This window comes from Niallia sp. FSL R7-0648 (assembly GCF_038007005.1).
Taxonomy (GTDB): domain Bacteria; phylum Bacillota; class Bacilli; order Bacillales; family Cytobacillaceae; genus Niallia; species Niallia circulans.
The window spans coordinates 1,065,242-1,080,447 of sequence record NZ_JBBOWE010000001.1; the positions used below are offsets into that span (position 1 = coordinate 1,065,242).

14 protein-coding genes are annotated in these 15,206 nt (G+C 37.0%); 13 read left to right on the forward strand and 1 reads right to left on the reverse strand.

Features of this window, described 5'->3' with window-relative positions:
• Positions 1 to 76: 76 nt before the first annotated feature.
• The 6 genes from NSQ89_RS05010 to NSQ89_RS05035 all read left to right on the forward strand — a co-directional run bounded on the left by NSQ89_RS05010 (position 77) and on the right by NSQ89_RS05035 (position 6,999).
• Complete coding sequence (locus tag NSQ89_RS05010) at positions 77 to 985, forward strand: dihydrodipicolinate synthase family protein (RefSeq protein ID WP_341132328.1); 909 nt, start codon at positions 77 to 79, stop codon at positions 983 to 985.
• Between the two features lie 73 nt (positions 986 to 1,058).
• A complete protein-coding gene (locus tag NSQ89_RS05015) occupies positions 1,059 to 3,047 on the forward strand; it encodes a YjhG/YagF family D-xylonate dehydratase (protein ID WP_341132329.1) in 1,989 nt (662 codons plus the stop codon).
• Positions 3,048 to 3,139: 92 nt separating this feature from the next.
• Positions 3,140 to 3,304, forward strand: a complete 165-nt coding sequence (locus NSQ89_RS05020; RefSeq protein ID WP_341132330.1) for a hypothetical protein — start codon at positions 3,140 to 3,142, stop codon at positions 3,302 to 3,304.
• Between the two features lie 8 nt (positions 3,305 to 3,312).
• Entirely contained in the window at positions 3,313 to 4,509 is a 1,197-nt protein-coding gene (locus NSQ89_RS05025) for an MFS transporter (protein ID WP_341132331.1), read from the forward strand.
• A gap of 115 nt (positions 4,510 to 4,624) precedes the next feature.
• Complete coding sequence (locus NSQ89_RS05030) at positions 4,625 to 6,193, forward strand: glycoside hydrolase family 43 protein (protein ID WP_341132332.1); 1,569 nt, start codon at positions 4,625 to 4,627, stop codon at positions 6,191 to 6,193.
• A 293-nt stretch (positions 6,194 to 6,486) separates the two neighbouring features.
• Complete coding sequence (locus tag NSQ89_RS05035) at positions 6,487 to 6,999, forward strand: DoxX family protein (RefSeq protein WP_047941516.1); 513 nt, start codon at positions 6,487 to 6,489, stop codon at positions 6,997 to 6,999.
• Positions 7,000 to 7,027: 28 nt separating this feature from the next.
• On the opposite strand, the gene NSQ89_RS05040 is transcribed toward NSQ89_RS05035, so the two are convergent.
• Entirely contained in the window at positions 7,028 to 7,924 is an 897-nt protein-coding gene (locus NSQ89_RS05040) for a LysR family transcriptional regulator (protein ID WP_047941517.1), read from the reverse strand.
• Positions 7,925 to 8,051: 127 nt separating this feature from the next.
• On the opposite strand from NSQ89_RS05040, the gene NSQ89_RS05045 reads away from it, so the two are divergent.
• The 7 genes from NSQ89_RS05045 to NSQ89_RS05075 all read left to right on the forward strand — a co-directional run bounded on the left by NSQ89_RS05045 (position 8,052) and on the right by NSQ89_RS05075 (position 15,156).
• On the forward strand, positions 8,052 to 9,320 hold the full coding sequence (locus NSQ89_RS05045; RefSeq protein ID WP_095320339.1) for an APC family permease: 1,269 nt from the start codon (positions 8,052 to 8,054) through the stop codon (positions 9,318 to 9,320).
• 78 nt (positions 9,321 to 9,398) lie between these two features.
• Positions 9,399 to 10,076, forward strand: a complete 678-nt coding sequence (locus NSQ89_RS05050) for a DUF554 domain-containing protein (RefSeq protein ID WP_341132333.1) — start codon at positions 9,399 to 9,401, stop codon at positions 10,074 to 10,076.
• Positions 10,077 to 10,162: 86 nt separating this feature from the next.
• Complete coding sequence (locus NSQ89_RS05055) at positions 10,163 to 10,642, forward strand: pyridoxamine 5'-phosphate oxidase family protein (RefSeq protein WP_047941520.1); 480 nt, start codon at positions 10,163 to 10,165, stop codon at positions 10,640 to 10,642.
• 266 nt (positions 10,643 to 10,908) lie between these two features.
• Positions 10,909 to 12,021, forward strand: coding sequence for an ABC transporter ATP-binding protein (locus NSQ89_RS05060; protein WP_341132334.1), 1,113 nt, complete (start codon positions 10,909 to 10,911; stop codon positions 12,019 to 12,021).
• Positions 12,018 to 12,956, forward strand: a complete 939-nt coding sequence (locus NSQ89_RS05065) for a carbohydrate ABC transporter permease (protein WP_172866306.1) — start codon at positions 12,018 to 12,020, stop codon at positions 12,954 to 12,956. The genes NSQ89_RS05060 and NSQ89_RS05065 overlap by 4 nt, the downstream gene beginning before the upstream one ends.
• Positions 12,953 to 13,771 (forward strand): carbohydrate ABC transporter permease, encoded by an 819-nt coding sequence (locus tag NSQ89_RS05070; protein WP_341132335.1) that lies wholly within the window; start codon positions 12,953 to 12,955, stop codon positions 13,769 to 13,771. The genes NSQ89_RS05065 and NSQ89_RS05070 overlap by 4 nt, the downstream gene beginning before the upstream one ends.
• A 47-nt stretch (positions 13,772 to 13,818) precedes the next feature.
• A complete protein-coding gene (locus tag NSQ89_RS05075; RefSeq protein ID WP_061799706.1) occupies positions 13,819 to 15,156 on the forward strand; it encodes an ABC transporter substrate-binding protein in 1,338 nt (445 codons plus the stop codon).
• The last annotated feature ends 50 nt before the right edge of the window (positions 15,157 to 15,206 follow it).

Below are 15,206 nucleotides of genomic sequence, written 5' to 3' on the forward strand. Positions count from 1 at the left end.
GTTATAATCAATTCACACAGACTAAATAATAGTATTGAGTTTTATAATGTAAAACAAAAAGGAGAGATAAGAAAAAATGACCGAACTGAATCGATTTAAAGGCATTATTCCGCCAGTGTCAAGCATTCTTGATAAAGATGGTAATCTGAAAGAAGGCGAAATGGCGTTATTAATTGATAGACTAATTGAGGAAAAAGTAAATGGCTTATTCTTTTTAGGTACTGGTGGAGAATTTTCGCAAATGTTTGTAAAGGAGAGAAAGAGGATTGCTGAATTTGCTGTTAAGTATGTTGCAAAAAGAGTTCCTGTCTTAATTGGAATTGGCAGCACGAATACAAGGGAGGCAATTCTGCTCGGTCAGCATGCGGAACAAATAGGCGCAGATGGAATTGTTGCTATTAATCCCTATTATTGGAATTTGACCAAAGAGAATTTATATACCTATTTTAGTGACATTGCAAAGTCCGTTAAGCTGCCAGTTTTACTCTATAATTTTCCCACCCTTACAGGGCAGGATTTAACACCTGATTTTGTGAAAGAGCTTGTTCTAAATCATCAAAATATAGTTGGTATTAAAGAAACGATTGATTCTATCGGACATATTCGCGAAATGAATGATAAGGTAAAAATGATTAATCCTGATTTTTCTGTTTTTTGTGGGTTTGATGACCATTTATTTAATACGTTACTGCTTGGAGGAGATGGAGCAATAACAGCTAGTGCAAATTTTGCACCACAATTATCAGTTGGTCTGTATAATTCCTTCTTAGCAGGGGATATAGAAAAAGCAGTTTCTTTGCAGAAACAATTAGCTATATTGCCACAACTATATAAAATAGATAGCCCGTTTGTAAATGTAGTGAAGGAAGCAACGAAATTATGTGGTATAGATATTACAACCGAGGTGTTGCCTCCTGCTAAAGCGCTCAATGAAGAGAAGAAGCAGCAAGTTAGGGAAATTTTACAACAGGCAAATTTATTATAAGAAAAGGTGATAGATTGCTTTTTTTAAAATGATTATTTGTTTACTAAACAAACAGATATTGGAGGGTGATAGGATGACATTACCATTTATATTTGAAAACGAGAATAAATCCCTTTATGAAGTAAAAACGAATGCAAAGGGGCCAACTGGAAAGCTGCCACTTACTGCACAAATGCTGGAGGATTCGCCGAGCGGGGATTTATTCGGACTTAGCCAAAATGTAGGAATGGGATGGAAACCGAAAGATTTATTAGGAACAGAAGTCCTTATTCTAGGTACAAAAGGTGGTATAAGAGATCATAATGGTGAGCCAATCGCGCTAGGGTACCACACAGGACATTGGGAAGTTGATATCCTCATGGCAGAGGCAGCTGCAGAAATTCGAAACCATAAAGGTGTTCCTTTTGCGGGTTTTGTTAGTGATCCTTGTGATGGTCGTTCGCAAGGAACATTAGGAATGTTTGATTCTTTTCCTTATCGAAATGATGCTGCAATTGTTTATCGGCGTTTAATTCGTTCATTGCCTACTAGAGAAGCAGTAATAGGCGTTGCAACGTGTGATAAAGGATTACCTGCCATGATGATTGCGCTTAGTTCTATGCATGATTTGCCAACTATTATTGTGCCTGGTGGTGTTACTCTGCCTCCAGCAATTGGGGAGGATGCAGGAAAAATCCAAACAATTGGCGCACGATTTGCGAATAAAGAAATTAGTTTGAAGGAAGCGGCAGAACTTGGCTGCGTGGCATGTGCTACACCAGGAGGAGGCTGTCAATTCCTTGGTACTGCTGCAACCTCGCAAGTAATTGCGGAAGCACTAGGCATAGCAGTCACTCATTCAGCACTTGCTCCTTCTGGACAAAAGATTTGGGTAGAAATGGCAAGGCAGTCAGCAAGAGCTGTTTTAGAAATGGAAAAGAATCAAATTACAACAAAGGACATTATTACAGACAAAGCAATCGAGAATGCGATGGTTCTTCATGCTGCTTTTGGTGGTTCAACTAATCTTTTATTACATATCCCAGCTCTTGCACATGCTGCCAAATGTAAAATCCCCACAGTAGATGATTGGGCAAGAATAAATCGCAAAACTCCACGTCTAGTAAGTGTTTTACCTAACGGACCAGATCATCATCCCACAGTTCGTGTTTTTCTTGCTGGTGGTGTACCAGAAGTAATGCTTCATTTACGAAAATTAGGGCTTTTACATGAAGATGTCCTAACTGTTACTGGTCATACTTTAGGAGAGAACTTAGATTGGTGGGAAAAATCCAAAAGAAGAACGCAATTAAGGAAACGTTTATTAGAAGCAGATGGAGTCAATCCTGAGCAAGTATTTATGGATCCAGCTACAGCAAAAGCAAGAGGGCTCACTTCCACTATCACCTTTCCAAAAGGGAATATTGCACCAGAAGGATCTGTTATTAAATCGACTTCAATTGATCGCACTGTAGTAGGAGAAGATGGAATCTATAGACATACAGGAGCAGCAAAAGTATTTACATCTGAGAAATCAGCTATTACTGCAATAAAAACTGGGGGCATAAAAGCTGGAGATGTAATGGTCGTAATGGGAGGAGGTCCATCTGGAACCGGAATGGAAGAAACCTATCAATTAACGTCTGCTTTGAAATATTTGCCTTTTGGCAAATATGTATCTTTAATTACGGATGCTCGTTTTTCAGGTGTCTCAACTGGAGCCTGCATCGGTCATATCGGTCCGGAAGCATTGAGTGATGGACCAATCGGAAAGCTGCGAAATGGAGATTTAATCGATATTATGGTTGATTGTGAAAACTTGATAGGAACAGTTGATTTTATTGGTACAGAAGATCAACGATTGTCAAAAGAAGAGGCGGCATCCGTTTTAAAAACAAGAGAAGCACATCCAGATCTTAAACCAGACCCTAATTTGCCGGATGATACAAGGCTTTGGGCGGCACTGCAAGCGGTTAGTGGCGGGACATGGAGAGGCAGTGTATATGATGTTGACCGAATTATTGAAGTATTGGAAGCAGGGAAGAAGGCTTTAGCGAAAGAAGAAGGTTCTTTGACAAGATAGTTCCACAGTATCTTAGTAGAAGATAGCTCTGGTTGTCGTTGTAAGTTTAAATTAATTGTAAGCGTGAACAAAGCAATGGATGGAGGATTAAGGTGTCGACCAATTTACAAAGGGAAGAGGTTACTCCGACACAAAGTGCACCAGCTGGTGAAAAGATAAGTTTAATAGAAAGATTAGGGTATGGTTCTGGTGACTTAGCTAGTAATTTTATCTGGCTTATTTTACAGATATCATTGGCATTGCAGCAGGAATTGTAGGATCCATTATGTTGTTTTCCCGGATATTTGATGGGATAACAGATGTATTGATGGGTTATGTCATAGATAAGACGAAATCAAAGCATGGTAAGGCTAGACCGTGGCTATTATGGCTTGCGATTCCTTTTGCAATCTCAGCTGTATTACTGTTCACCGTTCCAGATGTAAGCACTGTTTGGCAAGTTGTTTATATTACGATTACCTATAATTTAGTATGCCTTGTCTATACTGGTCTAAATGTACCGTATGGAACCTTAAATTCCTTAATTACACAAGATCAATACCAAAGATCTGTTTTAAATGTCTTTCGTATGAGTCTTGCATTAATAGGATCACTTATAGTTAGTAATTTGACCCTCCCACTTGCAAATGCCTTTGGAGGTGGCCAATTTGGATGGATTGTAACTTTCCTTATTTTTGGATCGATTGGCAGTAGTCTTTTCTACTTTTGTTTCAAATCAACTACTGAAAGAGTTAAGCCTGCTAGCAAGGAACAACAGCACAATCCCGTAAAACTAAAAGACAGCTTAAGAACGCTTGGGAAAAATAAGTATTGGGCACTTGTGACGACATTTATCTTTATGACCTATATTTTTAACGCCTTAAATTCTGGGGCAGTCATTTATTTTGCTCAGTATATTTTAGATGACACCCTTCTTGTTGGACTTGTAACAACAGCATATACAGTGTTTATCCTTTTAGGAATGGTGATTGTAGCACCAATTACGAGAAGATTTGGTAAAAGGAATGCCATTATTGTTGGGGAAGTAATTACGTTAATCGGTTATCTAATTATGTTAATTGACATCACCAATATAGCTTTAATTGTAGCCGGTACGATAATTCGAGGAATCGGTAAAGCGCCGATTAATGGAAGTATGTTTGCGATGCTAGGTGACACGATCGAGTACGGGGAGTGGAAAACAGGAATTCGAAATGAAGGTATGGTATATAGCGGCGGAAGCATGGGTATCAAAATCGGTAGTGGATTAGGAACCGCTATTATAGGATGGGTATTATTCTATGGAGGATATGTTGGCGGCGGAGGCACGCAATCGAATGCAGCATTGCTTTCTATTCAATCCCTGTTTATTTACATTCCAATGGCAATTACTATTTTCTTAATTATCCTCATGCTATTCTATCGTTTAGATAAAATCTATCCTCGTATTATTAGTGATCTAAAAGCTAGAAGCGCAAACTAATTTCTAACATAATATGTTATAGCAATAGTTGAAGCTATTGGGAATGTACTAGTTTTGTAGATTCCTTTCCTAATTTACTTTAGAATTTACCAATGTTAAGAAAAGGGGTTATGAAATGAGTAAAATAATCAATCCAGTCTTGCCAGGCTATCATCCTGATCCTTCTATTTTGCGAGTTGGAGATGACTATTATATAGCGGTCTCTACTTTTGAATGGTTTCCAGGCATACAAATATATCATTCTAAAGACATGATTAATTGGAGATTGCTAACATATCCATTAATAAGAGAATCCCAATTAAATATGATTGGAAATGTCAATTCAGGAGGAGTTTGGGCGCCCTGTTTAAGTTATTCAGAAGGGATGTTTTTTTTAATCTATACAGATGTAAAAAGTAGAATGGGAGCTTTTAAGGATACACATAACTATTTAGTGACAGCTGAAAATATTGAAGGGCCTTGGTCTGAGCCGATTTATCTTAATAGTAGTGGATTTGATCCTTCCTTGTTTCATGATGAGGATGGGAGAAAATGGTTAGTCAATATGATTTGGGATTTTCGTAAAGGAACTAATTCTTTTGCAGGAATCGCCCTGCAGGAATATTCTGTAGAAGAAAAAAGGCTAGTGGGACCGGTACAAAATGTTTTTAAGGGCTCAGAGATAGGTTTAACAGAGGCACCTCATATATATAAGCGGAATGGCTATTATTATTTAGTAACAGCAGAAGGAGGAACTTGGTATACCCATGCGGTTACAATAGCTAGGTCAACGTCTTTATTTGGTCCATACGAAATAGATCCAACCAATCCAATCTTGACATCAGATGAGAACAAAAAAGACCAGCTGCAAAAGGCAGGTCATGGAAGCTTGGTGGAAACACAAAATGGTGAGTGGTATATGGCACATTTATGTGGGAGACCAGTTGTCGATAAAAAATGTATATTAGGGAGAGAAACGGCCATCCAAAAATGCTATTGGACAGCAGATGATTGGCTGCGTGTTGAAGGAGGACCAAATCCATCCACTATTGTGGAGGCACCGGATTTACAATTACATCCTTTTGAACAAGAGAGCAACCTTGATGATTTCCAAGGTAATTCCTTAAAAAAATATTGGAACTCATTAAGAAGAACATTTACAGAGGATTGGATTTCACTAACAGAACGACCAGGTTATTTGACATTAAAGGGTGGAGAATCGATGAGCTCCCTCCATCATCAAAGCCTGTTAGCACGCAGACTAGAGAGTTTCACGGTGGAAGTAGAGACAGCAGTTGAATATGCACCCGAAAACTTTCAACAAATGGCGGGATTAATTTTTTATTATGATACAGATGATTATGTGTACCTCCGAATTACGACACATGAAACATTGGGAAAATGTATCGGAATTATTGAATCCAAGCATGGGGTTTATGATGAATTACTCGATCAAGATATACCATTAAAATCTACAGGGGAGGTTAAGATAAAGGCAAAAGTTGACCAGCAATGGCTACAATTTGCTTATGCAGAAGAAGATGAATGGAAGAATATCGGCAGTAAAATCGATATTAGTCATTTATCAGACGATGATGCAGATTATATATGTTTCACTGGAACCTTTGTTGAGATATGTACACAAGATTTAAGCGGGCAAAAGAAACCAAGTTATTTTTCATACTTTAAGTATGATGAGTTGTAAAAAAGAATATCAGAAAAGGGTACTGTGAAGTTTACAGTACCCATCTTTATGTGGTAAGAAAAGGAATAGTTAATCATTAATTATGTTTCCTTATAGATAGTGATAATCATGTCCTTAGTTCACAACTTCGCCATAACTTTGTGAACTAAATGTGAAATACATCACAATATACTTTCTCATAGTGAAAATAGTGCTATTATATAAGTGTAGTAAGAAACAAACAAGATCTTGTAAAAGTAAATGTGAATCAATGAACAAACTAATAATTTATCATTCTAAGGAGATGGAGAGAAATGTTAGATTTATTGAGAAATAATAAAGTAGTTGCAGGAATTTTAGCTTTTATCCGAATTTATCTTGGTTATCAATTTATCCATGCAGGCTATGAAAAAATAACAAGTGGTGCCTTTGACGCAAGTGGATTTTTACAAGGGGCGATCGCAAACAGCACAGGTGAACACCCAGCAGTGCAAGGATGGTGGGCAGCATTCTTAGAACATGTAGCACTTCCGAATGCGGATTTATTCACTTTCTTAGTTCAATGGGGAGAATTATTAGTAGGGATTGCATTAATTCTCGGTTTATTCACAAGCTTTGCAACTTTAATGGGAATGGTCATGAACTTCGCATTCTTGTTCAGTGGAACAGTAAGCACAAACGGACAAATGATTTTACTAGCCATCTTCGTAATAGTGGCAGGAGCTAACGCTGGTAAATTTGGTCTTGACCGCTATGCAATGCCATATATCAAAAATCAAATAAATAACAGAAAAAATAAACATAAAAAAGAAGCAGCCGCTGTTTAAGGGGTCTAAAAGAGAGAGCCAGTTACAATTAGTAGCTGGCTTCTTTTTCAAATGCAGTTCTTTTTTCTTCTTCCTGTTTAAAATAAGCTTTTGCTTCTTCGATAAAATAATGGACGATTGGAGAAACCCATCTGCTTTTATGATAAAAAAGAAAGGAAGCGACTTGACCATGTTTCTTATCTAAACGCCGTGCAGATAATCGTCCCTCCTTTAATTCATTTTGAATGGTAATTTCCGGCACAAGAGCAAGTCCCAATCCACATTGTACACATTGCTTTATTGCCTCAATACTCCAAAATTCATGAAAAGAGGTTGGAGTAATATTTTCTTCCGCTATAAATTTATCAAAAATGGTCCGATAGGGGCAGTTGCTTTCCGAATAAAGAATGGAATTAGGCTGCATATGACTAGGGGAGGAAATGATACTCATATTTTCGTCTAACATTTTAATGGTTTCTAAGGACGGATGCTTCTTGAATTCCAGATTAAGAAGCAAGGCAATATCTAAATCGCCAATCTCTACTAAATGCTGTAGTTCCTCGCATGTCCCCATTCGAACAGATAAATGAACATCCGGAAATTTCTCTTTATATGCCTGAATGATAGTAGGAAGACGGTAAACAGTTAATGATTCAGAAGCCCCAATCGTTATTTTTCCTTTTTTCATTCTCGAAGATTGATGCAGTTCTTTTGCTCCCTTATGCAGGCGCAGCATTTCATTTGCATAAGGAAGAAATGATTTGCCTAACTCTGTTAACGCAATGGATTTGCCGAGACGATCAAAAAGTGGGCCTTCTAGTTCCATCTCTAATGCTTGTATATGGGAAGTAATAGAGGATTGTGCATAGCCAAGCTGAGTAGCTGCCTTGGCAAAACCACCAGCTTCCACGATGGCCTTAAACGTTTGTAAATGGCGTATTTCCATATAGTATCCTCCTGTTATCGGTATAATCGATATTGTTTATCGTATATATCTATTTTACTGAATGATAAAAGACAAATACAATAGGAAATGAGAAATAATTAAAAAACATCAGGAATGGGGAAAAAGAATGAATCAAAGAAAAATTGGTTCCTTGACCTTAAGCGGCTTAATCATTGGACCGCTATTAGGATCAGGAATTATTTTATTGCCAACTATTATTTATGAAAATATCGGAAACTATGCAATCTTTGCCTGGTTCATTATGTCCATCATTGGCATATGTTTTGCATATGTCTGCGGAGAGTTAATGATACAGTTTCCAGGGGAAGAAGGGCTTGGTACTGCCATGGAAAAAGCATTTGGAGCAAAAATAAAAAATCTTTCATCTGTTTTTCTTATGATTGCTGCTTTGATGGGACCAGTCGCAGTCATGATGACAGCAGCTGAATATATTCAAACCTGGCTATTTTCAGGCAATATCAAAGTAGAATGGATTGCGTTTGTTTTACTCATCATGAACGGGTTGATACTGTTATTTCGTCTGAATTTTCTTGGGAAATTGTCTTTTATCATCTCTACATTTGCCGTATTGATATTAGTAAGTGGTAGTGTCTTTTCTTTAATAAACCATCCTTCTGACACTTGGGATTTTCCTGTATTTCATTATTCTTCCTTTGGTTATAGTCTCTTATTGCTTTTTTGGACAATAGTCGGCTGGGAGATTGTTGGGAATTATTCTAGTGAAGTGAAAAATCCAAAAACAACCATTCGGAGAGCGATCTTTTTTAGTGCAGCTGTCATTTTGGTTGTTAATTTAGTCCTTTCTGCTGCTGTTCAGTGGACAACATATACAGGTACGTTTACTATTCGTTTAACGGGGATTATGTATCCATTGTTTGGGCAGCTGTCTATTGGCTTATTGGCAATCGTCGCAACAGGACTTTGTATAACAACACATTTAATGGTTGTTGGTGGAGTAGCAAGACTAATAGCATCGTTATCAAAACCTATTTCCTCTCTCCATTTTCTAACTAAAAAGTTCTCTAATGGAGCACCATATAAAGCAATTGGTTTGCTTGTTTTTATCCATCTTCTATTTGCCTTTTTAGTCTTATTAAAATTAGTGTCAGTAGAACAACTTGTCAGCTTGGCAAATGCCTTTTTCATTGCTAATGCTCTAATTGGTCTCTGTGCAGCAATTAAGTTATTAAAAAAACCGTTGTTAAAAGGAATGGCCATTATGTTAAGTATCCTGTTTGCCATCTTGCTATTACGCTCTTCCATTATTGCATTAGTCATTATCCTTATTTTAACTGGATTATTTAGCGGTTGGCACAAAAGAGAACTAACCCGCAAGAAAAGAGTGATGTACGATAAAAAAATGACCAAAATGTAGGCAAGATAAGATAAAATGGCTTATATAGTGAGTGACCGTATGCTATTCATTAAATATAAAGCCAAGGAGAAAAAGAAATTGATTGGAACGTTATTTAACTGTTTTATGATTTTAGCAGGGTGCATGATAGGCAGTTTTTTGAAAAAGGGAATTAAAGAGGAGTATCAGGATATTTTAATGCAGGCAATGGGACTTGCTGCAACTGCACTTGGAATCCATTCCATTGTTCAATACATGCCAGACAGCAAATATCCTGTTCTGTTTATAGTCAGTCTAGCTATTGGTGGTTTGATTGGCGAAAGGTTAGATATAGAAAATGCTTTTAAACGAATTGTAGGCAAATTCTCGAAGGGGAATCTGGCAGAGGGATTATCGACTGCGATTTTACTTTTTTGTGCAGGGACTTTATCAATCTTAGGACCAATTGAAAGTGCATTAAGAGGGAATCATACTTATCTATTTACAAATGCCATTTTAGATGGCGTCACATCGATTGTTCTATCATCGACCTTTGGATTAGGAATTGCTGTTTCGGCTCTCGTCTTATTTGTGTGGCAAGGCTTTTTTTACATAACAGCTGGCTTGCTTGCAAACTTTTTAACGTCTGATTTATTAGCAGAAATATCGATTATTGGCGGAATTCTTATCTTTAGTTCAGGACTTAGCATACTAGGAGTAAAAAAATTCAAGACCTTAAATCTGTTGCCGTCTTTGTTAATACCAGCAATTTGGTTTATGATTCTAAAGCTTTTTTAAACAAGCGAATTTTGTCTAAATCACTTTTGATTAAAAGTTTTTTATAAGGGTAATATACTTTTAAAACAGTTCAAGAGGTGATTATAATGGAAAACACAATTAGACAAGAAGAACTTGAAACGTTAAGAGAACTGATTAAAGATGTCGATACAGCCATGTTAACAACCGTTTCAGAAGAAGGGCTAGTTTCTCGTCCAATGAAAACGCAGGAAGTAGAGTTTGATGGTGATTTATGGTTTATAACAAAGAAAGATACCGATAAGTATGAAGAGATTCTACATGAAAATGAAGTGAATATTTCTTACGCAGGTAAATCCTATGTTTCGATAAGAGGTAGAGCAGAAATTGTAGAGGATATTGCAAAGAAAAAAGAGTTATGGAGTAAGGCCTACGAAAAAATCATGAAAGCGTCTTACGACGATCCGAATGTCGTCTTGATTAAAATAAAGGCAGAAGCAGCAGAATATTGGGATACCAGCTTTACAAAAAACATTGTTTATTTTTATAAAAGACTAGCAGGCAAAGAAGCGGAAAACACAGACATTAACGAAACAATTGAATTATAAGGAACCGTTAAAGCTCAGAGAAACTCTGAGCTTTTTTATATGCAGAGAAATGGGGACGGTTCTGCTGAGGGCAGAAATAGAAATAAGGAGAACCGTCCTCCCTGTTTTTGTTAGTAAAGAAAATTAAAAAAATATGAAGAGTGTAAAGCGAACTTGAAGTTTGTCAAAGGACTATTAGGTGTTTGTTAATTATTGGTAAATTTGGCTATTTCGTTAAATTTGTATGGTTAAATAGGGATGTAATTCAATTGGGGAGGGGTTTGTTAGTGATTGCAGTAGAATTGAAGGACATTTCAAAATCATATGATAGACAAAAATCGGTAATTGATCTGATAAGTCTTTCCATAGAAGAAGGGGAATTTTTTGTGCTAGTTGGTCCATCAGGATCAGGGAAAAGTACATTATTACGAATGATTGCGGGGCTTGAAGAAATTTCAGATGGCGTATTGAAGATGAATAATAAGATTGTCAATCACTTGCCTCCAAAGGAACGCAATTTATCTATGGTATTTCAAAATTATGCATTATACCCACATTTAACGGTTGAACAAAATATTCTCTTTGGTTTACGTGCCAAAAAAATAGACAAGTTAGAACAGCAAAAAAGATTACAGGAAACAGCTGAGATGATGGGATTAACGGATCTGTTAAAACGCAAGCCAAAGCAATTATCTGGCGGTCAAAGACAGCGTGTGGCCCTTGCTAGATCTGTTGTCAGCGAAGCCCCAATTTGTTTAATGGATGAGCCGCTTTCTAATTTAGATGCAAAGCTCCGCGCGCACATGAGAATAGAAATCCGCCGGTTACAAAAGAAGCTGGGCTTAACGATGATTTATGTAACCCATGATCAAGTCGAAGCCATGACAATGGGGGATCGAATCATGGTTTTAAATGATGGGAAAATCCAACAAGTAGGCGAACCTATTACTTTATATAATCAGCCAGCCAATTTGTTTGTAGCTTCTTTTATCGGTTCCCCGAAGATTAATTTAAGTAAAGGGAAAATAATAGATTATAAATTAGTGTTGGAGAGTGGGTTGCAAATTAGCATGGATAAAGAAGAAATTATACCACTGCTATCCTATCCAAATTTAACGATGGGGATAAGAGCGGAACATATTTTGCCAGCAGCTCCAGAAGAGAAAACACATACTTTAGAGGTTATCAATGTGGAGCAGTTAGGAAATGAAACGCTGTTAACCTTTGAAGTGGGTAAGGAGCTTTGGACAGCTAAATGGTTAGGGCAATGGCGGATTCAAGCAGGAAATCATGTACCAGTTCAGTTGTCCTCTAAGAATATTTGCTTTTTCGATTCTGAATCGGGAGCATTGATTCGACCAGCAATTGCAGCCAAAGAACAAGAGGTTGTTGGACTATGAGTGAAGTTGTATACCGGCAGGAAGTGGAACCTTCCATTGATTTTATAAAAGAAAAAAAGAAGCAGCGGTTACAGTATTGGCTGAAAGGAATGCTATTTCTATTACCTTCTATTCTATTATTTAGTGTTTTCTTATTTTATCCATTAGGAAGAACTATCTTTTTAAGTTTTTTCTTAACGGATAATCGAGGTGACCCAACAGTCTTTGTAGGGCTGGAAAATTACTTAGAAATTTTCAAATCTGCTATTTTCCTGCAAAGTTTAAAGTCAACCTTTCTTTTTGCTTTATACACAGTTCCAGGATCGATTATCGTCAGCTTATTCCTAGCGATTCTTGCAAATGAAAAGTTACGTGGAATTGGTGTTTTTCGAACCATTTTTTCCTCTTCCATGGGGATTTCAGTTGCGGCAGCTTCTGTATTTTGGATGTTCTTATTTCATCCGACAATTGGGTGGCTGAACCGTATTATAACAACATTTGGCTTAGAGTCAATTGGGTGGCTGACCGATCCTAATTGGGCGCTTTTTTCTGTATCTATTTCTACCATTTGGATGAATGTCGGATTTACCTTCTTAATTTTATTAGGTGGACTTCAATCGATTGATTCTTATCTCTATGAAAGTGCAGATATAGACGGAGCCGGCTACTTTTATAAATTGAGACGAATTACGATTCCGATGCTTTCTCCCACTTTATTTTTTGTACTGACTGTAACATTAATAAATGCCTTTCAAACATTCGGTCAAGTAGATATGTTAACAAGAGGTGGACCGCAAAATGAAACGAATTTAATCGTTTATTCTATCTATCAAGAGGCGTTTATGAATTACCAGTATGGAACAGCAAGTGCACAAGCAATTATTCTATTTGTCATCATTCTGGTTCTCACTATTATTCAATTTAAGCTTGGAGAAAGGAAGGTCCATTATCAGTGACATTGCCAATTCATAAAAAAATTATCTTTTACATCTTCTTAATCGTTTCGGCGCTGCTCATTTTTTCGCCAGCTATAATCGCTTTTCTAATGAGCTTTATGTCTTCACAGGATATTATGACAGGAAAAATAATTCCAACCGGATTAACATTGGACAATTATATAAAAGTGTTTGAACGCTTTCCCTTAATGCAATATTTATTAAATAGTTTTGTCGTTTCCCTTGTTATTATGCTCGGACAATTAATACTTGCTAGTTTAGCTGCTTATGCATTGGTCTTTTTAGAGTTTAAAGGGAGAGATGTAATCTTCTTTATCTTTATTGCAACCATGATGGTGCCATTTGAAGCATCCATCATCCCAAACTTTCAAACGATAAGGAATCTAAACTGGCTGGATCATTATAATGGTTTAACCATTCCGTTTTTTGCAACAGCCTTTGGTACGTTTCTCTTACGGCAAAATTTTAAACAAATTCCCAAAGAACTTAAGGAAGCAAGTGAAATTGCGGGAATTGGAGATTTTAAATTTTATTTAACGGTTGTTCTGCCAATGGCGAAAACGAGTTTGATTACACTAGGTGTGTATGGATTTGTTACTTCTTGGAATATGTATTTATGGCCACTACTGGCCACAACAAATGATAGTGTACGTACTGTTCAAATAGGGTTAAGACAGCTTCAATCACAAGAACAGTTAAATGAATGGGGCATTATTATGGCAGGAGCAATAATTGTGGTTCTGCCAACATTAATCCTATTATTTTTAGGCCAGAAAAAGCTTCAAAAGGGATTAACAGAAGGAGCTTTAAAATAATTTTTTTACAATATTTAACTATAAGATATTTAGGGAGTGTAGGGAAAATGAAGAAAACAAAACAGTTATTCAGTATATTCATGCTATCAATCGTTTTATTTATGGCAGGCTGCAGCAATAATGCAGAATCCTCTACTAGTGGTGAAAAACAGGAAGGACCGACTACGGTTACATTCTGGCATTCCATGGGCGGAGCAGCTCAAGAAGCATTGAATAGTATTGTAGAGGAATACAACAGTTCGCAGGATAAGGTGAAAATCAATGCAGAATATCAAGGTACATATGATGAGGCATTAACAAAATTTCATACAGTTGCAGGGACAGAAAGTGCGCCAACTATGATGCAGGTTTTTGAAATCGGCACAAAATCGATGATTAATAGTGGATTTGTGGAACCAATTCAGACACTCATTGATGAAGATGGTTATGATATGAGCGGTTTAGAAGAAAATATCACAAACTACTATAAAATTGATGACACTTTTTATTCGATGCCATTTAACTCTTCTACACCAGTTATGTATTACAACAAGGATGCTTTTAAAGCAGCAGGTCTAGATCCCGAGAAAGCTCCTGCAACATTTGAGGAGGTAGAAGAAGCTGGAAAAGCGATAACAAAAGCAAACCCAGAAATGAAAGGATTTGCCCTCCAAGCATATGGTTGGTTATATGAGCAATTATTAGCTAACCAAGGTGCTTTATTAATGAATAATGATAATGGACGAACAGAAACACCAACAGAAATTGGTTTTACGGATGAACAAGGAAAATCGATTTTTCAATGGGTAAAACGAATGATTGATGCTAAAACCTTTGCTAATTATGGTACGAATGGTGACAACATGGTAGCAGGATTCCTTGCAGGAGATGTTGCAATGTTTATGCAATCTTCGGCTAGTGCCAGAGATGTCATTGATAATGCGCCATTTGATGTAGGTGTTGCTTTTATTCCCCATCCAGAAGCTGTAGAAAGAAAAGGTGTGGTTATAGGTGGAGCAAGTCTGTGGATGATGAAAGATAAGAGTGATGAGGAGAAAAAAGCGGCCTGGGAATTCATGAAGTACTTACAAACAAAAGAAGTTCAAGCGAAGTGGCATGTTGGCACAGGATATTTTGCTATTAATCCAGATGCGTATAGTGAACAAGTTGTAACAGAAGCATATCAGAAAATGCCACAATTAAAAGTTACAGTGGAGCAATTACAGTCTACTAAGTCTTCTTATGCTACACAAGGTGCTTTAATGGATATGATTCCAGAGGGACGTCGCATTAGCGAAACAGCACTTGAGACAGTTTATAACGGTGGAGATGTCGAGGAGACGTATAGCAATATGGTAAAACAATTTAATGAAGCAATTGAAAAGGCGAATCGAGCTAGAAAATAATAGATAGTTTAGGAAACAGATTAATTTTTATACTAGTTAGTCTGTTTCTT

Coding starts and splice junctions, on each gene's coding strand:
- NSQ89_RS05075 (WP_061799706.1), top strand. CDS start 13,819: ATGAAGAAAACAAAACAGTTATTCAGTATATTCATGCTATCAATCGTT.
- NSQ89_RS05015 (WP_341132329.1), top strand. CDS start 1,059: ATGACATTACCATTTATATTTGAAAACGAGAATAAATCCCTTTATGAA.
- NSQ89_RS05055 (WP_047941520.1), top strand. CDS start 10,163: ATGGAAAACACAATTAGACAAGAAGAACTTGAAACGTTAAGAGAACTG.
- NSQ89_RS05030 (WP_341132332.1), top strand. CDS start 4,625: ATGAGTAAAATAATCAATCCAGTCTTGCCAGGCTATCATCCTGATCCT.
- NSQ89_RS05065 (WP_172866306.1), top strand. CDS start 12,018: ATGAGTGAAGTTGTATACCGGCAGGAAGTGGAACCTTCCATTGATTTT.
- NSQ89_RS05025 (WP_341132331.1), top strand. CDS start 3,313: ATGTTGTTTTCCCGGATATTTGATGGGATAACAGATGTATTGATGGGT.
- NSQ89_RS05040 (WP_047941517.1), bottom strand. CDS start 7,924: ATGGAAATACGCCATTTACAAACGTTTAAGGCCATCGTGGAAGCTGGT.
- NSQ89_RS05035 (WP_047941516.1), top strand. CDS start 6,487: ATGTTAGATTTATTGAGAAATAATAAAGTAGTTGCAGGAATTTTAGCT.
- NSQ89_RS05045 (WP_095320339.1), top strand. CDS start 8,052: ATGAATCAAAGAAAAATTGGTTCCTTGACCTTAAGCGGCTTAATCATT.
- NSQ89_RS05010 (WP_341132328.1), top strand. CDS start 77: ATGACCGAACTGAATCGATTTAAAGGCATTATTCCGCCAGTGTCAAGC.